Here is a 22,265-nt window from a genome sequence, read left to right as displayed (position 1 = left end):
CATTCGAGTCTATGAGGGCCCGCGCCGCCCTCGGGCCACTACGCGAACGTCGTCAGCAGCCGCTGCAGGGAGTCGAGCCGTGCGGCGCCGCGCTCGCCCAGACGGCCCTCGTGCACGGCCTCGACGATCGCGCAGTCGGGGGCGTCGGGCAGGTGCGTGCACCCGCGCGGGCACTCCTCGGCGACCGCCGCGAGGTCGGAGAAGGCGCGCAGGATGTTCGCGGTGTCGACGTGCCCGAGCCCGAACGACCGCACCCCGGGCGTGTCGATGACCCAGCCGGTGCCGCCGGGGCCGCGGTAGCGCAGCGACACGGTGGAGCTCGACGTGTGGCGACCGCGGCCCGTGACCTCGTTGACGTGGCCGGTCGCGCGGTCGGCGCCCTGCACGAGCGCGTTGACGAGCGTCGACTTGCCGACGCCGGAGTGACCCACGAACACCGTGGAGTGCCCGACGAGGCGTGCGCCGATCTCCTCGACCGGCATCCGCCCGCGACCGCTCGTGAACACCTCGAGGTCGTCGAGACCCTCGAAGTGGGCGAGGAACCCGGCGGGGTCGGCGAGGTCGGTCTTCGTGACGACGAGAAGCGGATGGATGCCGGCATCCAGCGCCGCGATCAGATAGCGGTCGACGAGGCGGGGACGCGGCTCCGGGTCGGCGGCGGCCACGACGACGAGCATCTGATCGGCGCCCGCGACGATGACGCGCTCGACCTGGTCGGTGTCGTCGGCGCTGCGGCGCAGCAGCGAGGTGCGCTCCTCGATGCCGACGATGCGGGCGAGGGTCCCCGCGTCGCCCGAGACGTCGCCCACGACGCGCGCCCGGTCGCCCGTGACGATGGGCTGCCGGCGCAGCTCCCTCGCGCGCACCGCGAGCACCTCGTGCTCCTCGGGCCCGTCCTCGTCGACGAGGACGGTGTAGCGGCCGCGATCGACGCCGAGGACGCGCGCGATCACCGCGTCGGCGTGCGCGGGACGGCGCTTGGTGCGGGGGCGGTTCGCCTTGGGGTTCGGGCGCGAGCGCACATCGGCTTCGTCGAATTCGGGCTCCTCGTCGTCGAGGTCGTCGAGCCAGCTCACGGGGTGCCTACGACTCCTGCGCGGGGGCGAGCATGCCGTGCCACAGCTCGGGGAACTCGGGCATCGTCTTCGCCGTCGTGCCGATGTCGTCGACGACGACGCCGGGCACGCGCAGGCCGAGGATGGCGCCCGCCGTCGCGATGCGGTGGTCGTGGTGCGCGCGCCACAGGCCGCCTTCGAGGGGGCGAGGGGTGATGCGGATGCCGTCGGGGAGCTCCTCGGCGTCGCCTCCGAGCGCGCGGAGGTTGCCGACGAGCGCGGCGATGCGATCGGTCTCGTGGCCGCGGATGTGGCCGATGCCGTGCAGCGTGGTCGGGCCGTCGGCGAGCGCCGCGAGCGCGAAGAGGGTGGGCGTGAGCTCGCTCGCCGCCGTCAGGTCGAGATCGACGCCGGCGATGCGGCCCGTGCCGGTGACCGTGAGGGCCCCGCCGCGACGGCTGACCCGCGCGCCGAGCACGGCCAGGATCTCGGTGAGCAGGAACCCGGGCTGCGTCGAGCTGGCGGGCCAGCCGGGGATCGTGACGCTGCCGCCCGTGACGAGCGCCGCGGCCAGGAACGGGGCGGCGTTGGACAGATCGGGCTCGATCGTCGCGTCGCGGCCGCGGGGCGTGCCGGCGGGCACGACCCACTCGCCCGGCGTGGGTCGCTCGACGTGCACGCCGCGGCGCGCGAGCGTCTCGACGGTCATGTCGATGTGCGGCACGCTCGGCAGCCGGTCGCCCGTGTGGACGAGGTGCAGCCCGACGTCGAACCGCGGCGCGGCCAGGAGCAGCCCGGAGACGAACTGGCTGGAGCTGCTGGCGTCGATCGCGACCTCGCCGCCGCGGATGTGTCCGTGCCCGCGCACCGTGAACGGCAGCGCCCAGCGGCCGCCGTCGTCGATGTCGACGCCGATCTCGCGGAGCGCCTTGATCATCGTGCCCATGGGGCGGTGCAGGGCCGTGGGATGCGCGGTGATCTCCACGTCGCCGTCGGCGAGCCCCGCGACGGGGGCGACGAACCGCATCACGGTGCCCGCCTGCCCGCAGTCGATGACGGTGCCGCCCGCGAAGGCGGCCGGCGGCGTCACCTGCAGGTCGGGCCCGAACGCGCCGGTGCCCGGCACGGCGTCGACCTGCACGCCGAGGGCGCGCAGGGCGCCGACCATGCGGTCGGAGTCGTCGGAGTGCAGGGGCGCGTGCAGCGTGCTGGGCCCGTCGGCGAGGGCCGCGAGCACGAGCTTGCGATTGGTCAGCGACTTGGAGCCGGGCACGTTCACGCTCGCACGCACGGCGTCGTCGTGAACGGGCGCAGGCCATCCGTCGAGGCGAGGGGAATACCCGAGTGAAGTCATCGGTTTCTACCCTAACGAACCCCTCTGACATGGCACGCAGAATGGCCGGCCGGGGGACGACAGGGTGGAGGACCACGCTCGTGACAGCGACGCTGACGCACGACCCGACATGCCGCACGGACACCGGAATAGACTGGCCGGTGATGGAAGAGCAGGCGGAGACCGATCCGCGCACGCAGTTCGAGGAGCAGGCGCTCCCCTTCATGGACCCGCTCTACGCGGCCGCCATGCGCATGACGCGCAATCCCGCGGACGCCGCCGACCTCGTGCAGGAGACCTTCGTCAAGGCGTTCGCGTCGTGGTCGTCGTTCACGCAGGGCACGAACCTGAAGGCGTGGCTGTACCGCATCCTCACGAACACCTACATCAACACCTATCGCAAGCGGCAGCGGGAGCCCTATCAGGGCACGATCGACGACCTCGAGGACTGGCAGCTGGGCGGTGCGGAGTCGACGACGGCGACGAGCACGCGCTCGGCGGAGGCCGAGGCGATCGACCACATGCCGGCATCCGTCGTCAAGGACGCCCTGCAGTCGCTGCCCGAGGACTTCCGTCTCGCGGTGTATCTCGCGGACGTGGAGGGCTTCGCGTATCAGGAGATCGCGGACATCATGAAGACACCGATCGGCACGGTCATGAGCCGCCTGCACCGTGGCAGGCGCATGCTGCGTGACCTGCTGAGTGACTACGCACGGGAGCGGGGCATCACCGTCCCCGCCGCAAGGAGCAGGAAATGAGCGACTGCGGTTGTGAGAAGGCGCGCCGGGACTTGGAGGAGTACCTGCGCAAGGAGGTCTGCAAGACGGCCGAGGCCGATATCCGCGAGCATCTGGAGGGCTGCCCCGGATGCCGCGACGAGGCCCTCGTGTCCCGCACGCTGACGGAGGTGCTGGCCCGCTCGTGCAAGGAGGCGGCGCCCGAGGAGCTGCGCGACATGGTGATCGCGCGGCTCCGCGCCGCCCACGTCACCGCGAACTGATCCGCGCCGGCCGGTCCGCCGGCGCGCAGGGCCCGGAAGACCTGGTGCGGAGGCGCCCCGGAGACTCGGCGCGCAGGCGCCCCGGAGACGACGAGACGCCGCCGGCGCGTGCCGGGCGGCGTCTCGTCGTGCGGTCGGGGATCAGCGCGCGAGCGCCTCCTCCATGAGGGCGGTCTGCTCGGCGGCGTGGACCTTCGCGGAGCCGGCAGCCGTCGAGGCCGCGGCGGCACGCGTCACGCCGCGCACGGGGCGGCCGTTCAGCTGCGGCACGACGTTGAAGGCGATGAACGGCCAGGCGCCCTGGTTCTCGGGCTCGTCCTGCACCCACACGATCTCCGCGTTCGGGTACTGCGCGATCACCGCGTTCAGCTCGTCGACGGGCGCCGGGTAGAACTGCTCGAGGCGCACGAGGGCGATCTCGGGATTCGGGTTCTTCTCCAGCTCGCTGCGCAGATCCCAGTGGATCTTGCCGCTGTGCAGCAGCACGCGCGTGACGGCGTTCTTGTCCAGGCCGCGGTTGTCGTCGAGCACGGGCTCGAAGCGGCCGGTCGTGAAGTCCTCGACGGGGCTCGTCGCGCCGCGCAGACGCAGCATCGCCTTCGGGCTGAACACGATGAGCGGGCGGCGCGGGCGCGAGTACGCCTGGCGGCGCAGCAGGTGGAAGTACGACGCCGGCGTCGACGGGCGCGCCACGGTCATGTTGTCCTGCGCGCACATCTGCAGGTAGCGCTCGATGCGCGCCGACGAGTGGTCGGGGCCCTGGCCCTCGTAGCCGTGCGGCAGCAGCAGCACGAGGCCCGACTGCTGGCCCCACTTCTGGTCTGCAGCCGTCACGTACTCGTCGATGAGCGCCTGCGCCGTGTTGGCGAAGTCGCCGAACTGCGCCTCCCACAGCGTGAGGGTGTCGGCGCGCTCGACCGAGTAGCCGTACTCGAAGCCCATCGCGGCGTACTCGCTGAGCAGCGAGTCGTACACGTAGAAGCGTCCCTGCGACTGCGACAGGTTCGCGAGCGGCAGCCACTCCTGGCCGTTCTCGCGGTCGTGCAGCACGGCGTGACGCTGCACGAACGTGCCGCGCCGGGCGTCTTGGCCCGCGAGACGCACGTTCGTGCCCTCCATGAGCAGCGAGCCGAACGCGAGCAGCTCGCCGAAGGCCCAGTCCACGCCGCCCTTGCGGCTCATGTCGTGGCGCTTGGTGAGCAGCTGTTGCAGCTTGCCGTGCACGGTGAAGCCCTCGGGGCGGTTCACGAACGCGTCGCCGATCTGGTGCACGACGTCGAGCGAGACGCCCGTGACCTCGGGCTCGCCCGCGACGACGTCGTTGGTCGCCGTGGTGGTGGCGATGCCGGTCGTGCCGGTCTGCGCGGCGTGCGTCTCGGCGAAGGCGACCTCGAGGCGGTCCTGGAAGTCGCGCTTGGCCTGCTCGTACTCCTCCTCGGTGATGTCGCCGCGGCCGACGAGCGCCTCGGTGTAGAGGTGGCGCACCGAGCGCTTGGCCTCGATGAGGTTCGTCATGAGCGGCTGCGTCATCGACGGGTCGTCGCCCTCGTTGTGACCGCGGCGGCGGTAGCAGACGATGTCGATCACGACGTCGCGCTTGAACTCCTGGCGGTAGCGGAAGGCGAGCTCCGCGACGTGCACGACGGCCTCGGGGTCGTCGCCGTTCACGTGGAACACGGGCGCCTGGATGGTCTTGGCGACATCCGTCGCGTACACGGAGGAGCGGCCGTCCTGCGGCAGCGTCGTGAAGCCGACCTGGTTGTTGACGACCACGTGGATCGTGCCGCCCGTGCGGTACGCGCGCAGCTGGGACATCTGCAGCGTCTCGACCACGACGCCCTGGCCGGCGAACGCGGCGTCGCCGTGCACGAGGATCGGCAGCCACGAGAACGAGCCGATCGGCATGCGGTCCTGCTTGGCCCGCACGATGCCCTCGAGCACGCCGTCGACGGTCTCCAGGTGCGAGGGGTTCGCCGCGAGGTAGACGGGGACCTCCTTGCCCGAGTCGGCGACGAACGTGCCCTCGGTGCCCAGGTGGTACTTCACGTCGCCCGAGCCGCGCTTCGAGCCGATCGCGACCGACCCCTCGAACTCGCGGAACACCTGGCCGTAGGTCTTGCCGGCGATGTTGGTGAGCACGTTGAGGCGCCCGCGGTGGGCCATGCCGATCGCGGCGCCGTCGAGGTTCGCGTCGGCCGCGCCCTGCAGGATCTGGTCGAGCAGGGGGATGAGTGACTCGCCGCCCTCGAGGCTGAACCGCTTCTGGCCGACGTACTTCGTCTGCAGGAAAGTCTCGAACGCCTCGGCCTCGTTGAGCTTGCTCAGGATGCGCAGCTGCTCGTCGTGGCCGGGCTTCTGGTACTTCACCTCGACGTTCTCCTGGAACCACGCGCGCTGCGCGGGGTCCTGGATGTGCATGTACTCGATGCCGATCGTGCGGCAGTACGAGTCGCGCAGGATGCCGAGGATGTCGCGCAGCTTGAGCGTGCGCCGGCCGCCGAACCCGCCCGTGACGAACTCGCGGTCGAGGTCCCAGAACGTGAGGCCGTGCGACTCGATCTCCAGGTCGGGGTGCGTGTGCTGCACGTACTCGAGCGGGTCGACGTCGGCCATGAGGTGGCCGCGCACGCGGTAGGAGTTGATGAGCTCCTGCACGCGCGCCGTCTTGTCGACGCGCTCGGCCAGGTCGACGTTGATGTCGCTGTTCCAGTGGATGGGGGCGTAGGGGATGCGCAGCGCGGCGAAGATGTTCTCGTAGAAGCGGTTCTTGCCGATCAGCAGCTCGTGCACGATCTTCAGGAACTCGCCCGAGCCGGCGCCCTGGATGACGCGGTGGTCGTAGGTGCTCGTGAGGGTGATCGTCTTGCCGATGCCGAGCTCGACGAGGGTGCGCTCGCTCGAGCCCTGGAACTCCGCGGGGTACTCGAGGGCGCCCGCGCCGATGATCGCGCCCTGGCCCTTCATGAGACGCGGCACGGAGTGCACGGTGCCGATGCCGCCCGGGTTGGTGAGCGAGATCGTCGTGCCCTGGAAGTCGGCCGCCGTGAGCTTGTTCGCCCGGGCGCGCTTGACGAGGTCCTCGTAGGCGGCGAGGAACTCGCCGAACGTGAGCGTGTCGGCGCGCTTGATGCTGGGCACCATGAGGGCGCGCGTGCCGTCGGGCTTGGGCAGGTCGATCGCGATGCCGAGGCCGATGTGCGCGGGGGAGACGACCGACGGCTTGCCGTCGATCTCGGCGTAGTAGACGTTCTGGCTCGGGAACGCCTTGAGCGCCTGGATGAGCGCCCAGCCGATGAGGTGCGTGAAGCTCACCTTGCCGCCGCGCGTGCGCGACATGTGGTTGTTGATCACGATGCGGTTGTCGATCATGAGCTTCGCGGGCACGGTGCGCACGCTCGTCGCCGTGGGCACCGTGAGCGAGTCGTCCATGTTGGCCGCGAGGGTCTTGGGCATGCCGCGCAGCGGCGTGACGACGTCCTCCGAGGCGCTGTCCTCGGCGGCGTTGCTCGGGGCGTTCTGCGGCGCCTGCGCGGGGACCGGCTGCGGCGCGGCGGGCCGCGCGGTCGTGCGGGCCACGGGCGGCGCGCCGACGACGGGGACCGGAGCCGTCGGCGGGTGGGTCTCGGATGCCGGGGCCGCCTGCGTCGTCGTCGCCGGCGGCGCGGCGGGAGCGGCGGCCTCGGGGGCGGAGCCCTCGGGCTGGTAGGCCTCCAGCACCGGCCACCACGAGCGGTCCACGGAGTTTCGATCCGTCAGGAACTGCTCGTACAACTCCGCAACGAGCCACTCGTTGGCGCCGAATCCGTTGTCGTTGCTCGTTCCTGTTCCGGTCGCCTGATTGGACACGAATGTGCCTGCTTTCGTCGATGAAGTACCGATGGCGCGCGAGCGCCGGTGTGCCCGCGCATACGTGCTTTCAAGGGTAGCCCAGATCGATGCCCGGCAGCGCCGGTCGGCCGCGATGCGGACGGGGGTCGGTAGCGTTGTCGTATGCGATTTTCCGGCGCCCAGCCCACCGTCGACCTCACCTACTCCGACGTGTTCCTCGTTCCGCGCCGCTCCGGCGTGACGAGCCGTCTCGACGTCGACCTGGCGCCCGGCGACGGCACGACCGCGACGGTCCCGCTGGTCGCCTCCAACATGAACTCCGTGACCGGTCCGCGCCTGGCCGCCACGCTCGCGCGCCGCGGCGGCCTCGGCGTGCTGCCGCAGGACATGGCCCTGCAGGACCTCGACGCCGCGATCCGCTGGGTCAAGCGGCAGCCGGTGCCGTGGGACACGCCCCTCGTGCTGAGCCCCGACGCGACCGTCGCCGACGCCGCGCTGCTGCTGCCGCCGCTGGAGGGGCGCGGGATCGTCGTGGCGTCGGCGTCCGACGGCGGGCGCGTGCACGTCGACGACATCGTGGGCATCGTGCCGGCCACGCGGCTGGGCACCGCGCTGAGCGACGCCCGCCTGGGCGACCTGGTGCGCGCACGGATGGTGTCGATCGACGCCGACGACGTCACCGACGCGCGCCAGGCGTTCGACCTGCTCGTCGCGGCCGAGGCCGAGACGGTGTGCGTGCTGCAGCACGGCCACCTCGTGGGAACGCTCTCGCAGCGCACGGCGCTGCGCGGCACGCTCTACCGCCCCGCGCTCGACGCGGACGGCCGCCTCGCGGTCGCCGCCGCCGTGGGCATCAACGGCGACGTCGCCGCGAAGGCGACGGCGCTGGCCGCCGCGGGCGTCGACGTGCTCGTCGTCGACACCGCGCACGGCCACCAGGACGGCATGCTGCGCGCGCTGCGCACGGTGTCGGGCCTGAGCCTGGGCCTGCCGATCGTCGCGGGCAACATCGTCACGGCCGACGGCGTGCGCGACCTCGTCGCGGCGGGCGCCACGATCCTCAAGGTCGGCGTCGGCCCCGGCGCCATGTGCACGACCCGCATGATGACCGCGGTCGGGCGGCCGCAGTTCTCCGCCGTGCTCGAGACCGCGCAGGCGGCGGCCGAGGTCGGCGCGCACGTGTGGGCCGACGGCGGCGTGCGGTACCCCCGCGACGTCGCGCTCGCGCTGGCGGCGGGCGCGGCATCCGTCATGATCGGCTCGTGGTTCGCCGGCACGATCGAGGCGCCGGGCCAGCTGCAGCTCGACGCGGACGGCCGCGCGTACAAGGAGTCGTGGGGGATGGCGTCCACGAAGGCCGTGCACGGCCGCTTCGGCCGTCTCGACCCGTACGAGCGCGCCCGCAAGGAGCTGTTCGCCGAGGGCATCTCGTCGTCGAAGATCTACCTCGACCCGCTGCGCCCCTCGGTCGAGGACCTCGTCGACATGATCACCTCGGGCGTGCGCTCGTCGTTCACCTACGCCGGCGCCGCGTCGGTCGCCGAGTTCCACGACCGCGCCCTCGTCGGCCTGCAGTCCGCCGCCGGCTACGAGGAAGGCAAGGCGCTCCCCGTCAGCTGGTAGCCCGCCACCCCCTCCGTCCCTCCCGCGAGTCAATCCTCGCTCGCCGAGTCAATGGCCGAGCAGCGCGTTTCCTCGCTTGATTCGGCGAGCGAGGATTGACTCGGCGGCGGGGTGGAGGCCGGTTCGGGGAACGTGGAGCGGGTGTGCGCAGTGTGCGGGCGGATGCCGTAAACTCTCTGCCACGATGGACGACCCTCCCAGTAGTAGACCCTCGCCCCACCGACCCTGCCGCCTCCGCCCTGGAGGTGATGTGTGATGGACTTCATCATGTTGGGGGTGGGGCTCATCCTCACAGTCGGCACGGGCCTCTTCGTCGCCAGCGAGTTCGCACTCGTCAACCTCGACCGCGCCGATCTCGAAGCACGGCAGGCCGCGGGAGAGTCGCGGCTCGCACTCACGATCAGCGCGCTGCGGATCACCTCGACGCACCTGTCGAGCGCGCAGCTGGGCATCACGCTCACGACCCTGCTCACGGGCTACACGATGGAGCCCGCGATCTCGAACCTGCTCGGTCCCGTGCTGATCACCTGGGGCATCCCCGAGGCGGCCGTCCGGCCCGTCTCGGCGACCGTGGGCATGGCGATCGCGACCGTGTTCTCGATGCTCATCGGCGAGCTGGTGCCCAAGAACTTCGCCCTCGCCGTGCCGCGTCAGACGGCGAAGCTCGTGATGCCGTTCCAGGTGGCCTTCACGACCGTGTTCCGCCCCGCCGTCACGGTGCTCAACGGCAGCGCCAACGGCGTGCTGCGCGCGATGGGCATCGAGCCGAAGGAGGAGCTGTCGGGTGCCCGCACGGCCGAGGAGCTCTCCAGCCTCGTGCGCCGCTCCGCGAGCGCGGGCGTGCTGGAGCAGGACACCGCGTCGCTGCTCGACCGCACGCTGACCTTCTCGCGGCTCTCGGCCGCCGACGTCATGACGCCGCGACCGAGCCTGCACGCGATCGCCGCCGGCGACAGCGTCGAGGACGTCGTGCAGCTGTCCCGCCGCACGGGCCACAGCCGCTTCCCGGTGTACGACGAGTCGATGGACGACATCGTCGGCATCGTGCACGTCAAGCAGGCCGTGTCGGTGCCGCGGGAGCGGCGCGCCGACGTGCCCGCGAAGGCGATCGCCGAGGAGCCGCTGCGCGTTCCCGAGGCCGTGCACCTCGACGTGCTGCTGGCCGAGCTGCGCGGCCGGGGCTACCAGATGGCCGTCGTCGTCGACGAGTACGGCGGCACGGCCGGCATCGTGACCCTCGAGGACCTCGTCGAGGAGATCGTCGGCGAGGTGCTCGACGAGCACGACCGCAGCCGTGCGGGCGTGGTGCGCGCCGAGGGCGCCGTGATCTTCCCCGGCGAGCTGCGCCCCGACGAGGTGCTCGACCGCACCGGCATCCGCGTGCCCGAGGGCGACGTGTACGACACCGTGGGCGGATTCCTCATGGCGGCGCTCGAGCGCGTGCCGTCGGTCGGTGACACCGTCGAGATCGAGGACGGCACCCTCGCGGTGCACCGGATGGACGGACGCCGCGTCGACCGGGTGCGCTTCGTGCCGAAGCCCGTGCACCCGGATGCCGACGACGCCCACGGCGAGAAGACCCAGGGCCAGAAGACGCAGGGCCAGAAGACCCAGGGCGAGAAGACGCAGGGCGGTGACGAGCGATGAGCGACTGGGCGGGTATCGCATGGCTGGTCGTGCTGCTGGTCTTCAACGCGTTCTTCGTCGCCGCGGAGTTCGCCGTCATCTCCGCGCGCCGCTCGCAGATCGAGCCGATCGCCGAGCGCGGCTCCCGTTCCGCGAAGACCGCGCTGTGGGCCATGGAGCACGCGACGCTCATGCTCGCGACCTGTCAGCTGGGCATCACGATCTGCTCGCTGCTGATCCTGAACGTCTCGGAGCCGGCCATCCACCATCTGCTGGCGGTGCCGCTCGGGCTCACGGGCTGGGGCGAGGCGGTCGTCGACGTCGTGGCGTTCGTGATCGCGCTCGTGGTGGTGTCGTACCTGCATGTCGTGTTCGGCGAGATGGTGCCCAAGAACCTCGCGTTCTCGGTGCCCGATCGCGCGGTGCTGCTGCTCGCGACGCCGCTCGTGTGGTTCTCGCGCCTGTTCCACCCGATCATCGTCGTGCTGAACTGGCTCGCGAACCACATCGTGCGCCTGTTCCGCGTGGAGCCGAAGGACGAGGCCACCTCGACCTACACGCTCGAGGAGGTCGCGACGATCGTCAACCAGTCGCGCATCGAGGGCGTGCTCGACGACACGACGGGCGCGGTCGCCGCGGCCGTCGAGTTCACCGACAAGAAGGCACGCGACGTGGCCGTGCCGCTGGCCGATCTCGTGACGCTGCCCGACACGACGACCCCCGACGAGGTGGAGCGCGCCGTCGCGCGCTACGGCTTCTCGCGGTACATCATCGTCGACGGCGCGGGCGCCCCGCTCGGCTACGTGCACCTCAAGGACATCCTGCGCGAGGCGGAGGGCAGCGATGCGGCGAAGGCGACCGCTCCGCTGAACCCGAAGCGCATCCACCGCATGGTGTCGGTGGAGGAGACGACCGACCTCGAGGACGCGCTCACGCTGATGCGCCGCTCGAGCCGCCACGTCGCGCAGGTGCGCGACGCCGAGGGCGAGCTGACCGCGGTGCTGTTCCTCGAGGACATCCTGGAGGAGCTGGTCGGCGAGGTGCGCGACGCCACGCGCCGCGGCCACGGCCGCTGACGCCGGCATCCGTCGTTCGCACGACAGGAGAAATCACGGGGACAGGACGATCCGTCAGGAATCGTCCTGTCCCCGTGATTTCTCCTGTGCTCGTGACGGTGCTCAGGGGCGCGGGCGGGCGCGCAGGTACTGGTTCGGCCAGGGGGCGAGGTCGGAGTCGCCGAGCTCGCCCGCGGCGCGCAGCGCGAAGTGCGGGTCGCGCAGCCACTCGCGGCCCGCGAGGACCACGTCGGCGTCGCCGTCGGCGAGGATCCGCTCGGCCTGCGGGCCCGACGTGATCTCGCCGACGGCGCCCACGCGCAGCCCCGTGCGGCGACGGATCTCGGCCGCGAGCGGCACCTGGTAGCCGGGACCGACGGTGATCCGCTGGTGCGCGACGAGGCCGCCGCTGGAGATGTCGAAGAACGCCACGCCGCGCTCGGCCGCCCACTGCGCGACCGTGGCGGTCTCGTCGACGTCCCAGCCGCCCTCGGCGGCATCCGTCGCCGAGAAGCGCACCAGCAGCGCCGCATCCGGCGCGGTGTCGCGCACGGCGTCCACGACGCGCAGCAGCAGGCGGGCGCGGTTCTCCAGCGAGCCGCCGTAGGCGTCGGCGCGGGTGTTGCTGAGCGGCGAGAGGAACTGGTGCAGCAGGTAGCCGTGCGCCGCGTGGACCTCGATCGCCTGGAAGCCCGCGGCGACCGCGCGTGCCGCGGCGGCCGCGAACCCCTCGACGACCCGGTCGATGCCGGCCTCGTCGAGCTCGGCGGGCTCGTCGAAGCCGTCGAAGGCGATCGCCGAGGGCGCGACGGTCTGCCAGCCGCCCGCGTCGTGCGGGATCGACGCGCGTCCGCGCCACGGCGCGAAGGTCGAGGCCTTGCGCCCCGCGTGCGCGAGCTGGATGGCGGCGACCGCGCCGCGGGCGCGGATCGCGGCGGCGATGGGCGCCCACGCGTCGCGCTGCTCGTCGTTCCAGAGCCCCGCGTCCTCGGGCGAGATGCGCCCCTCGGGCACGACCGCCGTCGCCTCGGCGATCACGACGCCCGCCCCGCCGGACGCGAACTGCGCCAGGTGCACGTGGTGCCAGTCGTTCGGCACGCCGTCGACGGCGGAGTACTGGCACATGGGCGCGACCCACAGGCGATTGCGCACGGCGAGGCCGCCCAGATCGAACGGCGAGAACAGCGAGGTCATGGTGCTCCTGGTCGTGCGGGCGCCGGTAGGGTGGCGCCATGGTCGAGGGAACGGAATGGTCGCGGGCCGACGCCGCGGCGTTCCTGCGTGTGCCAACATCACGGGACGACAAGTATTCCCGCGGTGTCGTCGGGCTGCGCACCGGCTCGGAGCGCTACCCGGGCGCGGCCGTGCTGGGGGTCGAGGGCGCGTGGCGCGCCGGCGCCGGCATGGTGCGCTACGTGGGTCCCGCGCGCGATCTCGTGCTCGCCCGGCGCCCCGAGACGGTCGCCGTCGACGGGCGCGTGCAGGCCTGGGTGATCGGGTCGGGGACGGATGCCGCGGTGCGCGCCCCCGCCGAGACCGAGGCGCTCCGCGCGCTGCTGGCGGGGGAGGTCCCCGTGGTCGTCGACGCGGGCGCCCTCGATCTCGCGTCCGCGGCCGCCGCGCCGATCGTCGTGACTCCGCACGCGGGCGAGCACCGCCTGCTGCGGGAACGGCTCGGGCTGCCGGTGTCGCCGGGCGTGCCCGGCGGGGCGGCGCGCGGCGGCACCGACCGGGCGGAGTCCGACGGCGGTGGCGCTGACCGGGTGGAGGTCGCCCAGGCCGAGGCCGACCGCGCGGAGGCCGCCCTCGGCACCGCCCGCGCGCTCGGCGCGACGGTGCTGCTGAAGGGCGCCACGACCGTCGTCGCCTCGCCCGACGGGCGCGTGCGCACCGTGACGGCGCCGACCTCGTGGCTCGCGACCGCCGGCACGGGGGACGTGCTCGCGGGCGTGCTGGGCGCCCTCGTCGCGGCGGGCGGCGACCTGCCGGGCGCCGCCGCGACCGCCGCATGGATCCACGGCCGCGCGGGCGCCGCCGCCTCGGCCGCCCGCGGCGGCGGGCCGCTCGTCGCCCTCGAGGTCGCCGAGCACGTGGCATCCGTCGTCGGCGGCCTGCTGACGGGGTCCGCCGAGGGCGCGGGGAGGCCGACGCCGTGACGGCTGCGGCTCAGCGACGGGAGCGCGGGCGTCCGCGCCTCGTGGATCGCGAGGCGGTCATCGACGCGGCGGTCGCGCTCGGGCTGTCGAAGCTCACCATGACCGCGCTGGCCGAGACGCTCGGCGTGCGGCACTCCACGCTCTACCGGCACGTGGGCGGCCGCGACGACATCGTCACCGCGGCGGCCGACCGGGTCTTCGACGCGGCGCCGTGGCCGGTGCCCTGCGACGACTGGCGTCAGCACGTGCGCGACTACGCGCGGACCCTCATGGACCTCTACGAGGCCGATCCCGGCCTCGCGGCCGAGGTCGGCCGGCTGCGGCGGGCCCCCGACGGGCTGTTGCGTGCCCTCAACGACTTCCGGTCGGCGCTCGTGGACTACGGCCTCTCGCCGGACGACACCATCGTGCTCAGCGACCTCGTCATGCAGCTCGCGCGGCAGGCCTACGACTTCCGCCGCGCCGACGACGGCTCCCCGCTGAGCGAGGAGGAGGTCCGCCGCGAGATGCGCGGCCGCCTCGACGACGTCACGCGCGGCGCCGACGAGCGGGTGCGCGAGGCGCTGGTCGCGTTCACCGCCGCCGACTCGCGGCACAACTTCGACGTCAAGCTCGAGCACATCATCCGCGGCTTCGAGCGCTGAGCGCACCGCCGCCGGCAGCGGTCCCGTTCCCGGCTCCGCGTAACCCGGATGTCGCCGGGAGGCGCGAAAGCACGCGGCAGGATTGCGCCTTCGTTTCGCGTCGATTAAATAAGCAACAGCCTGTTGCAAAAGATGCGGACCCGCTTCTACTGTCAAGCCATGACAGGAGGAAGGACGCACATGTACGACGATCGTCGCCAGGCCCCCGCCGGCCTCGGCATCGAGATCTCGGAGCTCGGCAAGCGTTTCGGATCGGCCCGCGGCACCGGCGTGGACGCCGTGTCGGGCTTCTCGCTGACCATCGATGCGGGCTCGTTCGTGTCCCTCATCGGGCCGTCCGGATGCGGCAAGTCCACGGTGCTGCGCATGATCGCCGACATCGAGTCGCCCACCGACGGCTCCATCGCGATCGGAGGCCGCACGCCCGCGCAGATCCGGACCAGCAGCCGCCTCGGCATCGCCTTCCAGGAGCCCGCCCTGCTGCCCTGGCGCTCCGTGCTGGGCAACATACGGTTCCCCTCCGAGCTCGGCGGCCGGTCCACGGTCGACCGCGCGGAGCTCCAGGCGCTCGTGGACCTCGTGGGCCTCAGCGGGTTCGAGCGTTCGCGGCCCGGGCAGCTCTCGGGCGGCATGCGCCAGCGCGTCGCGATCGCCCGCGCGCTGTCGGTGCACCCCGACGTGCTGCTGCTCGACGAGCCGTTCGGCGCGCTGGACGAGTTCACGCGCCAGCGGATGAACCTCGAGCTGCAGCGCATCTGGACCGCGCGGCGGGTCACGACCCTCCTCGTCACCCACTCCATCACCGAGGCCGTGTTCCTCGCGGACGAGGTCGTCGTCATGTCGGCGCGTCCCGGCCGGGTCGCGGAGATCGTCGAGGTCGACCTGCCGCGGCCTCGGACGACGGAGATGATGACGACCGACGCGTTCCACCGCCTCGTCGACCGCGTCTCCCGTATCCTGTTCGCCAGCCAGCACGCCCACCGTGCCGCGCTCGAGGCGGCGGCGTGACCGTCGCGCTCACCCAGCCCCGCGGATGGCGCCTGCGCCTGCCCGCGCGGCTGGACGGCCGCATCGGCTGGGGCACCGTCGGCACGCTCGCCGTCATCGCCGTCTGGCAGCTCGTCGTCGGCGCCGGCGTCGTGCCCTCCTACGTGCTGCCCACACCCCTCCAGATCGTGGACGCCTGGGTCGGCGCCCTCGACCTCATCGCCGTCAACCTCCCCGCGACGCTGCGCACGGCGGGCCTCGGCTACCTCGCCGGCAACGCGGTGGCGATCGCCCTCGCCGCGCTCGCCGGGCTGTGGAGCCCCGCGGAAGGACTCGTGTCGCGGCTCGCGATCGCCGCGCACTGCATCCCGACGATCGCGCTGGCGCCCATCCTGCTGGTCGTCGCCCCCGGCGAGCTGCCCGGCATCATCCTGGCCGCCCTCGGGGTGTTCTTCGCGACCCTCGTCGGCATGCTGACCGGCATGCGGTACCCCGACGGCCGCGCCGTCGAGGCGCACCACGCCTTCGGCGGGCGGCGGCTCACCGAGCTCGTCAAGGTGAAGCTGCCGTACGGCATGCCCGGCATGTTCTCCGGCCTGCTGCTGGGCGTGCCCGGCGCCATCGTCGGCGCGCTGATGAGCGAGTACCTCATGGTCGGGCGCGGCATGGGCGGCGCGATCACGGCGGCGCAGGAGCAGCTCGACGCGGCCCGGGTGTGGGCGCTCTGCCTGACCTGCGCGCTCGTCTCGGCGCTCGCGTTCGCGGCCGTCGGCGCGCTGCAGCGCGCCGTGCTCCCGTGGCTCGCGGAGACCTCCGTGTCGTACGCGGCCGCGGGTGCCCGCGGCGCCTCCGCGCACCCCGTGCGCGACACCGTGCTCGGCCTGCTCGTGTTCCTGAGCGTGGCGTGCACGCTGTGGTGGGGCGCCCTGCAGGTCTTCGGCATCTCTCCCTACCTGGGCAAGACCCCGCTCGACGTGCTCGAGTACCTCGTCGTCGGACCCGCCGCGCTCGCGCACACCGCCGAGCTGCTCGGCTATCTCGGCACGACGCTCGGCAACGCGGCGCTGGGCCTGGCGCTGGGCACGCTCGTCGCGGTCGTCCTCGCGGCCGCCTTCTGCGCCGTCCCCGCGCTCCGCGAGGCGGCGATGCCGACCGTGCTGCTGGCGCGCAGCGTGCCGCTCCTGGCGATGATCCCCGCCATCGCACTGGCGCTCGGCTCCGGCCTGCTGACGGTCGTCGCGCTCACCGCGCTGCTCTCGTTCTTCCCGACGCTGATCACCGTCATGAACGCGCTGGACGCGGTGCCGCGCGACATCTCCGATCTCGCCCGTGCCTACAACGCGAGCCGCGCGGACGTCACCTTCCGCATCCGCGCGGTGTACGCCGTGCCCGCGGTGTTCCAGTCGCTGCGCATCACCGCGACCGGCGCGCTGCTCGGGGCCATCGTCGCGGAGTGGCTGGCCAGCCCGGGCGGCATCGGCTACTTCGTGCTGCGCTCCGCCTCCGAGTCCAAGTTCGTCGCCCTGTGGTCGGCCGTCGTGGTCGTGACGCTCGTGTCGATGGTCCTGTACGTGATCGTCGTCGCCGTCGAGACCGCCGTGCGCCGCCGCATCCTCTGATCCGCCCCTCCCCGCACGCCGCCGCGTCGCGGCGGCGTCATCCGCCCTGCCCGTCCCGCCCCGAAGGAGACACCATGCCCCGCACCGCCTCGCGCCTCGTGCGCGCCGCCGCGGCCTCGCTCGCCGTGGCCCTCGCCCTCACCGGCTGCGCCGCCACGACCCCCGCCGAGCCCGCCGCGAGCACCGAGACCGATGCCGCCGTGGAGCACGCCGACCTGAGCCTGCAGCTGCGGTTCATCGCCAACGCCCAGTTCGCGGGCAGCTACATGGCGCAGGAGAACGGCCACTACGACGACGAGGACCTCACCGTCTCCATGACGCCCGGCGGCGTCGGCATCGCGATCGACCCGCTCGTCGCGCAGGGCACCGCCGACATCGGGATCTCGTCGGCGGCCAACGTGGCGATGGCCCGCGCCGAGGGCGCCGACCTCAAGATCATCGGCGCCGGCTACCAGCACAGCGCGACGGTCGTCATGTCGCTGCCCGAGAACCCGATCGAGACGCTCGCGGAGCTGAAGGGCAGGAAGCTCGGCGCGGTGTCGAGCAACTTCGCCATGGTCATCGCGTTCCTGGAGGCGAACGGCATCGCGGAGGACGAGGTGGAGCTGGTCTCGATCCAGGGAGACGCCGCGCCGCTCCTGTCCGGTCAGGTCGACGCGATGATGACGATCGCCACGAGCCAGCCCCTCGTGCTGGAGGCGCAGGGCATCGAGCCGGTGCTGATCCCGATGGCGGAGAACAACTTCGACGAGCTCGACTTCACCTACATCGTCACGGAGCGCACGCTCGCCGACCCCGCCAAGCGCGCCGCCGTGGTGCGCTTCCTGCGCGCCGAGATCGCCGGCTGGAACGACGCGCTCGCCGATCCCGAGGCGGCCGCCGACCTGGCCGTGGACGTCTACGGCAAGGACAACGGGCTCGACCGCGCCCAGCAGGTCGCGCAGGCGACGGCGCAGGTGTCGCTGTTCCAGACCGACGACGACGCGCCGGGGATCTTCTGGCTCTCCGACGCCGGCATGGAGCGCACGCTCGCGACCCTGGACAAGCGCGGCATCGACGCCGACGAGTCCCTCTTCGACACCTCGATCCTGACGGAGGTCTACGGTGGCTGACCGCATCGATACCGACGTCGTCATCCTGGGCGGCGGCCCGTCGGGCGCGACGCTCGCCCTCGCGCTCGGACGCCGCGGCATCCGCACCGTGCTCGTCGACAAGGGGCACGAGCCGCTCCCCGGCGTGCGCGCCGGCGGCGCCTCGTCGCTCGTCATGACGATCATGCGGACGCTGGGCGTCGAGGAGGAGATCCGCGCGCGCGCCCCCGTCCCGCCGGGCTGGCCCCGCACCAGCGTCATCACGACGGGCCTGTGTGATCGCGTGCTCGACGTGCGCGGTCCGCGCAGCCGGGCCGACGAGGCGACCACCGCGCCGGCGATCATGCAGAACGTGCCCTCGTCGGTGCTGGAGACCGTGCTGCGCGAGGAGATCGCCCGGCAGCCGTCGGTGACCACGCTCTACGGCTGCACGTTCGGCGGCGACCTCGTGCAGGACGAGCAGGGCGTCACCGTCGTCGTCCAGGACGATGCGGGCGTGCCGGTCACCGTCCGCGCGCAGTACGCGGTGGGCGCCGAGGGGGCGAACAGCCCCACGCGCGCCGCGGTCGGCATCGGCATCGAGGGGCATCCGCACTTCACGACGCGGCACACCGTCGAGTTCGTCGCCCCGGGGCTCGGGGCGCTGCACGGCCTCGGCGACCACAACCAGTACTGGGTCATCAACGAGGACCTCATCGCCTACGTGCTGCATCAGGATGCCGGACGGCGGTGGACGCTGCAGATCGAGGAGGTCGCACCGCACGTCGAGCCCCTCCTGACCGATGCGGCCGCGCTCGTGCGGCTCGCGGTCCGCGGCGACGTGGAGATCGAGTGGGCGAGCGTGCGCCGTTGGCGGGCCAACGCGTTCTACGCCTCGCGGCAGCGCGCCGGCCGCGTGTTCCTCGCCGGCGACGCCGCGCACGCGACGCCGCCGGGCGCCCTCGGCCTGCAGCAGGGCATCGCGGACGGCGCCGACCTCGGCTGGAAGCTCGCGGCGCGGCTGCAGGGCTGGGGCGGCGAGGCGCTGCTGGACTCGTACGAGGCGGAGCGGTGGAGCATCAGCCGTGCGCTCGTGGAGGAGGTGGACGTGCGCGGCCCGCATCGCCTCGCCGCCTATGCCGCGTACGAGGGCGAGGAGCGCGACGCCGCGATCCTCGAGGACATCGCCCGCCGCGACCTGAGCCGGCTGTCGCTCGGCATCGCCGCGCACGGCTACGTCTACGGCGGCTCGCCCGTGCTGTCCGGCCCGCGGGTCGCGACGGGCGCGCGGTTCTCGGCGTCCCCGCTCGCCGAGGTCGGCAAGCAGGTGCCGCACCGGTGGCTGCCGGACGGTCGCGCCCTCGTCGACACGCCCGGCGAAGGGCTCGCGCTGCTGCACGGCTCCGCGCACGATCCGTCGTGGTTCCTCGACGCGGGCGGCGGCGCGGGGGTGGCCGTGAGCGCGGTCGCGCTCGACGACGAGACGATGGCCGGGCTGCTGGGCGCGCCGGGCGCCCGCCGCGCGCTCATCCTGCGTCCCGACGCGCACGTCGCGTGGGTCTCCGGCGAGCCCGGCGACGGCGACCCCGCGGTGGTCGACGTCGTGCTGGGGCGCGTCGCGCAGACCGTGTGAGCCGTCGAGCGGGTCCCGCACGGCCGCGTGCGGGACCCGCTCGCGCGGGCGCGGCAGATGGTCGCGGGCGGGAACGGCCCGCGGGTACGGTGGAGTCGTCTACTCCCGGAGGTTCCCATGCTCATCGCCTTCTCCGTCGCTCCGAGCGGCACCGGCCGATCCGACGGCTCGGTGCACGACGCCGTCGCCGCCGCCGTCGAGGTCGTCCGCGCGAGCGGCCTGCCCCATCGCACGACGTCGATGTTCACCGAGGTCGAGGGGGAGTGGGACGAGGTGATGGCCGTCGTCAAGGGCGCCGTCGACGCCGTGCAGCCGTTCGGGTCGCGCGTGTCCCTCGTGCTCAAGGCCGACATCCGTCCCGGATACAGCGGCGAGATCGACGCGAAGGTCGAGCGCCTGGAGCGCGCGCTGGACGAGCGCACGGCCGAGGACCACGCGGACGCGGACGGATGACCGAGGGCGACCTGCGGTACGCCGCCACGGCGGTGCTGCTCCGCGCGTCGCGCGGCCGGATCGAGACGCTCATGCTCGAGCGGCCCGATCGCGGGAACTTCGCGGGGATGTGGGTCTTCCCGGGCGGCAAGATCGACGCCGAGGACGCCGGCGACGACCTCGTCGAGAGGGCGCGTTCGGCGGCCGTGCGCGAGACGCGCGAGGAGGTCGCGCTGGAGCTCGACCCCGACGAGCTGCTGCTGCAGGCGCGCTGGACGCCCGCGGCCGACCGTCCGCTGCGCTTCCGCACGTGGTTCTTCCTCGCGCGCGATCCGGGCGGGCCGATCGCGACCGACCCCGGCGAGGTCGTGGATGCCGCATGGCTGCGCCCCGCCGACGCGCTCGAGCGGCACGCGGCCGGCGGCCTGCTGCTGGCGCCGCCGACGTGGGTGACCCTGCACACGCTGGCACGGCACGACGACATCGACGATCTGCTCGAGGCGACGCGGGCGCGCGGGGTACGGCACTTCGACACGCACCTGCACGGCCAGATCCTGCTGTGGGAGGGCGACGGCGAGTATCCGGGCGGCGACGGCGGTCCCCGTCGGCACCGGTTCGACCGCTCGTCGCTGCCGTGGGCGTACATCGCCGACGACTGATCGGCACGCGCGCCGACCAGGGTCGTAACGATTCGATCCCGAGGCGGCAGGGGCGATAGGATCGCACGGTGACGTCCTCGACTCCTTCGAGGGGCGCGGCGAAGAGGGCGCTCATCTCCCTCGCCATCGGCAGCTTCGGCATCGGCATGACCGAGTTCGTCGCGATGGGCCTGCTGCCCGAGATCGCGCGCGACCTGCTGGCCGCGCAGTGGACGGCATCCCCCGAGATCGCGCTCAGCCAGGCGGGCTGGCTCATCTCCCTGTACGCCCTCGGCGTCGTCGTGGGCGCCCCCACGATCGCCGGCTCCGTCGCGCGCTTCCCGCGGCACCGCGTCATGCTCGCGCTCGCCGTCGCCCTCACGGTCTTCAACGGCCTCATCGTCTTCGCGCCGACCTTCGAGCTCGTCTGCGTCGCGCGGTTCCTCGCGGGGCTGCCGCACGGCGCCTACTTCGGCATCGGCGCGCTCGTCGCCGCCGACATGATGGGACCCGGCAACCGCGCGAAGGGCGCCGCGTTCATCCTCACCGGCCTCACGCTGGCCAACATCGTGGGCGTGCCCCTCGGCACGCTGCTCGGGCAGCACGCGGGGTGGCGTGCGGCGTTCGCGTGCGTCGCCGTCGTGTTCGTGGCGTCCACGATCGCCATCGCGCTGTTCGTGCCGCCGAGCCGCGGCGAGCCCGGGCGCACGCTGCGCGCCGAGCTCGGCGTCTTCCGCATCGGACAGGTGTGGGCGACGCTCGCGGTCGGGGCGATCGGGTTCGGCGGGTTCTTCGCGATCTACAGCTACATCGCCCCCGTCGTGACCGACGTGGCGGGCTCACCGCAGTGGGTCGTGCCGGTCATCCTCGTGATCATGGGCGTGGGCATGACGGTCGGCAACCTGCTCGGCGGCCGCTACGCCGACATCGACCTGCGGCGCACGCTGCTGCGCAGCCTCGTCGCGCTCGCCGCCGTGCTCGTGCTGCTCGCCCTGACGGCCGGCTGGATCGTGTGCCTCATCGTGTTCGTCTTCCTGACGGGAGCGCTGGGATCGGTGCTCGCCCCCGCGATCCAGACCCGGCTCATGGACGTCGCGGGCGACAACCAGTCGATCGCCGCCGCCCTCAACCACTCCGCGCTCAACATCGGCAACAGCCTGGGCGCGTTCCTCGGCGGCGTCGTCATCGCCTGGGGCTGGGGGTTCACGGCGCCCGCGTGGACGGGCGTCGTGCTGGCGCTCCTCGGCCTCGCGTTCGCCGTCGCGTCGTACCGGGCGGAGGATCGCGGCGCGCGGCTGCGTCGTCCCTGATCGCGCGGATGGCTCTCAGCTCTCGCCGGCGGGACCGTCGCCGTCCGGTTTCGACCGTTGAACAGCGTCTCATTCCATCCGTCGATTCAGCGGGCATCAGCGGATGCCCCGGCGGCGGGCGCGGTGGTCGACGACGGTCAGTCGTCGGCCGGTGCGGGCCGCGCGTGCTCCGGCGCACGCGCGGCTGCGCGAGGACAGGAGATATCACGGGGGCAGGACGATTCCGCGCGCATCGTCCTGCCCCCGTGATATCTCC

General features: G+C 72.8%; 18 protein-coding genes. 14 read left to right on the top strand and 4 right to left on the bottom strand.

Annotated features, from left to right (window positions below):
- Window positions 1-38: 38 nt before the first annotated feature.
- Together rsgA and aroA are read right to left on the bottom strand one after the other, a co-directional pair.
- Window positions 39-1,076: a ribosome small subunit-dependent GTPase A gene (gene rsgA / locus AOA12_RS15430; protein ID WP_054684716.1), complete on the bottom strand. Its 1,038-nt coding sequence runs from the start codon at window positions 1,074-1,076 to the stop codon at window positions 39-41.
- A 7-nt stretch (window positions 1,077-1,083) separates the two neighbouring features.
- Window positions 1,084-2,409 carry a 3-phosphoshikimate 1-carboxyvinyltransferase gene (gene aroA, locus AOA12_RS15425; RefSeq protein ID WP_054684713.1) on the bottom strand — a complete coding sequence of 442 codons (1,326 nt, stop codon included), beginning with the start codon at window positions 2,407-2,409 and terminating at the stop codon, window positions 1,084-1,086.
- 143 nt (window positions 2,410-2,552) lie between these two features.
- Here aroA and AOA12_RS15420 point away from each other — a divergent pair, with 143 nt between their 5' ends.
- Together AOA12_RS15420 and AOA12_RS15415 are read left to right on the top strand one after the other, a co-directional pair.
- The gene (locus tag AOA12_RS15420) at window positions 2,553-3,146 is read left to right on the top strand and encodes a sigma-70 family RNA polymerase sigma factor (protein ID WP_156366670.1); all 594 of its coding nucleotides are present in this window, start codon (window positions 2,553-2,555) and stop codon (window positions 3,144-3,146) included.
- Window positions 3,143-3,388, top strand: a complete 246-nt coding sequence (locus tag AOA12_RS15415; protein WP_054684709.1) for a zf-HC2 domain-containing protein — start codon at window positions 3,143-3,145, stop codon at window positions 3,386-3,388. Before AOA12_RS15420 ends, AOA12_RS15415 begins: the two co-directional genes overlap by 4 nt.
- A 141-nt stretch (window positions 3,389-3,529) precedes the next feature.
- Here AOA12_RS15415 and AOA12_RS15410 read toward each other — a convergent pair whose 3' ends face one another.
- The gene (locus AOA12_RS15410) at window positions 3,530-7,234 is read right to left on the bottom strand and encodes a multifunctional oxoglutarate decarboxylase/oxoglutarate dehydrogenase thiamine pyrophosphate-binding subunit/dihydrolipoyllysine-residue succinyltransferase subunit (RefSeq protein ID WP_054684706.1); all 3,705 of its coding nucleotides are present in this window, start codon (window positions 7,232-7,234) and stop codon (window positions 3,530-3,532) included.
- 144 nt (window positions 7,235-7,378) lie between these two features.
- Between AOA12_RS15410 and AOA12_RS15405 the strand changes: the two genes are divergently transcribed.
- From AOA12_RS15405 to AOA12_RS15395, 3 genes are all read left to right on the top strand, one after another.
- Complete coding sequence (locus tag AOA12_RS15405; protein WP_054684702.1) at window positions 7,379-8,839, top strand: GuaB1 family IMP dehydrogenase-related protein; 1,461 nt, start codon at window positions 7,379-7,381, stop codon at window positions 8,837-8,839.
- A 255-nt stretch (window positions 8,840-9,094) separates the two neighbouring features.
- Window positions 9,095-10,486 carry a hemolysin family protein gene (locus tag AOA12_RS15400; protein WP_082406300.1) on the top strand — a complete coding sequence of 464 codons (1,392 nt, stop codon included), beginning with the start codon at window positions 9,095-9,097 and terminating at the stop codon, window positions 10,484-10,486.
- Entirely contained in the window at window positions 10,483-11,541 is a 1,059-nt protein-coding gene (locus AOA12_RS15395) for a hemolysin family protein (protein WP_054684699.1), read from the top strand. Before AOA12_RS15400 ends, AOA12_RS15395 begins: the two co-directional genes overlap by 4 nt.
- A gap of 102 nt (window positions 11,542-11,643) precedes the next feature.
- Here AOA12_RS15395 and AOA12_RS15390 read toward each other — a convergent pair whose 3' ends face one another.
- Complete coding sequence (locus AOA12_RS15390) at window positions 11,644-12,714, bottom strand: NADH:flavin oxidoreductase/NADH oxidase (protein WP_054684697.1); 1,071 nt, start codon at window positions 12,712-12,714, stop codon at window positions 11,644-11,646.
- A gap of 38 nt (window positions 12,715-12,752) precedes the next feature.
- Between AOA12_RS15390 and AOA12_RS15385 the strand changes: the two genes are divergently transcribed.
- The 9 genes from AOA12_RS15385 to AOA12_RS15345 all read left to right on the top strand — a co-directional run bounded on the left by AOA12_RS15385 (window position 12,753) and on the right by AOA12_RS15345 (window position 22,009).
- Window positions 12,753-13,676, top strand: a complete 924-nt coding sequence (locus tag AOA12_RS15385) for an ADP-dependent NAD(P)H-hydrate dehydratase (RefSeq protein WP_054684692.1) — start codon at window positions 12,753-12,755, stop codon at window positions 13,674-13,676.
- The gene (locus AOA12_RS15380; RefSeq protein ID WP_156366526.1) at window positions 13,673-14,320 is read left to right on the top strand and encodes a TetR/AcrR family transcriptional regulator; all 648 of its coding nucleotides are present in this window, start codon (window positions 13,673-13,675) and stop codon (window positions 14,318-14,320) included. Before AOA12_RS15385 ends, AOA12_RS15380 begins: the two co-directional genes overlap by 4 nt.
- A 180-nt stretch (window positions 14,321-14,500) precedes the next feature.
- Entirely contained in the window at window positions 14,501-15,328 is an 828-nt protein-coding gene (locus tag AOA12_RS15375; RefSeq protein WP_054684687.1) for an ABC transporter ATP-binding protein, read from the top strand.
- On the top strand, window positions 15,325-16,926 hold the full coding sequence (locus tag AOA12_RS15370) for an ABC transporter permease (protein ID WP_054684685.1): 1,602 nt from the start codon (window positions 15,325-15,327) through the stop codon (window positions 16,924-16,926). Before AOA12_RS15375 ends, AOA12_RS15370 begins: the two co-directional genes overlap by 4 nt.
- A 74-nt stretch (window positions 16,927-17,000) precedes the next feature.
- Window positions 17,001-18,038, top strand: coding sequence for an ABC transporter substrate-binding protein (locus AOA12_RS15365; RefSeq protein WP_054684682.1), 1,038 nt, complete (start codon window positions 17,001-17,003; stop codon window positions 18,036-18,038).
- A complete protein-coding gene (locus AOA12_RS15360; RefSeq protein WP_054684679.1) occupies window positions 18,031-19,629 on the top strand; it encodes an FAD-dependent monooxygenase in 1,599 nt (532 codons plus the stop codon). The genes AOA12_RS15365 and AOA12_RS15360 overlap by 8 nt, the downstream gene beginning before the upstream one ends.
- Before the next feature lie 117 nt (window positions 19,630-19,746).
- Window positions 19,747-20,082, top strand: a complete 336-nt coding sequence (locus AOA12_RS15355; RefSeq protein WP_054684676.1) for a thiamine-binding protein — start codon at window positions 19,747-19,749, stop codon at window positions 20,080-20,082.
- A complete protein-coding gene (locus tag AOA12_RS15350; protein ID WP_054684673.1) occupies window positions 20,079-20,720 on the top strand; it encodes an NUDIX domain-containing protein in 642 nt (213 codons plus the stop codon). Before AOA12_RS15355 ends, AOA12_RS15350 begins: the two co-directional genes overlap by 4 nt.
- A gap of 68 nt (window positions 20,721-20,788) precedes the next feature.
- Window positions 20,789-22,009 (top strand): MFS transporter, encoded by a 1,221-nt coding sequence (locus AOA12_RS15345; RefSeq protein WP_054684670.1) that lies wholly within the window; start codon window positions 20,789-20,791, stop codon window positions 22,007-22,009.
- Window positions 22,010-22,265: the final 256 nt, after the last annotated feature.

It is taken from the genome of Microbacterium sp. No. 7, assembly GCF_001314225.1.
In the GTDB taxonomy this organism is placed as follows: Bacteria; Actinomycetota; Actinomycetes; order Actinomycetales; family Microbacteriaceae; genus Microbacterium.
Note: the sequence above shows the minus strand (reverse complement) of the source record. Positions and strands in the feature narration are given on the sequence as shown.

What these genes read in the sequence shown, in the direction of transcription:
- AOA12_RS15390 (WP_054684697.1), bottom strand. Translation starts at nt 12,714, where the DNA reads ATGACCTCGCTGTTCTCGCCGTTCGATCTGGGCGGCCTCGCCGTGCGC.
- AOA12_RS15385 (WP_054684692.1), top strand. Translation starts at nt 12,753, where the DNA reads ATGGTCGAGGGAACGGAATGGTCGCGGGCCGACGCCGCGGCGTTCCTG.
- aroA (WP_054684713.1), bottom strand. Translation starts at nt 2,409, where the DNA reads ATGACTTCACTCGGGTATTCCCCTCGCCTCGACGGATGGCCTGCGCCC.
- AOA12_RS15415 (WP_054684709.1), top strand. Translation starts at nt 3,143, where the DNA reads ATGAGCGACTGCGGTTGTGAGAAGGCGCGCCGGGACTTGGAGGAGTAC.
- AOA12_RS15395 (WP_054684699.1), top strand. Translation starts at nt 10,483, where the DNA reads ATGAGCGACTGGGCGGGTATCGCATGGCTGGTCGTGCTGCTGGTCTTC.
- AOA12_RS15405 (WP_054684702.1), top strand. Translation starts at nt 7,379, where the DNA reads ATGCGATTTTCCGGCGCCCAGCCCACCGTCGACCTCACCTACTCCGAC.
- AOA12_RS15365 (WP_054684682.1), top strand. Translation starts at nt 17,001, where the DNA reads ATGCCCCGCACCGCCTCGCGCCTCGTGCGCGCCGCCGCGGCCTCGCTC.
- AOA12_RS15375 (WP_054684687.1), top strand. Translation starts at nt 14,501, where the DNA reads ATGTACGACGATCGTCGCCAGGCCCCCGCCGGCCTCGGCATCGAGATC.
- AOA12_RS15355 (WP_054684676.1), top strand. Translation starts at nt 19,747, where the DNA reads ATGCTCATCGCCTTCTCCGTCGCTCCGAGCGGCACCGGCCGATCCGAC.
- AOA12_RS15400 (WP_082406300.1), top strand. Translation starts at nt 9,095, where the DNA reads ATGGACTTCATCATGTTGGGGGTGGGGCTCATCCTCACAGTCGGCACG.
- AOA12_RS15420 (WP_156366670.1), top strand. Translation starts at nt 2,553, where the DNA reads ATGGAAGAGCAGGCGGAGACCGATCCGCGCACGCAGTTCGAGGAGCAG.
- AOA12_RS15350 (WP_054684673.1), top strand. Translation starts at nt 20,079, where the DNA reads ATGACCGAGGGCGACCTGCGGTACGCCGCCACGGCGGTGCTGCTCCGC.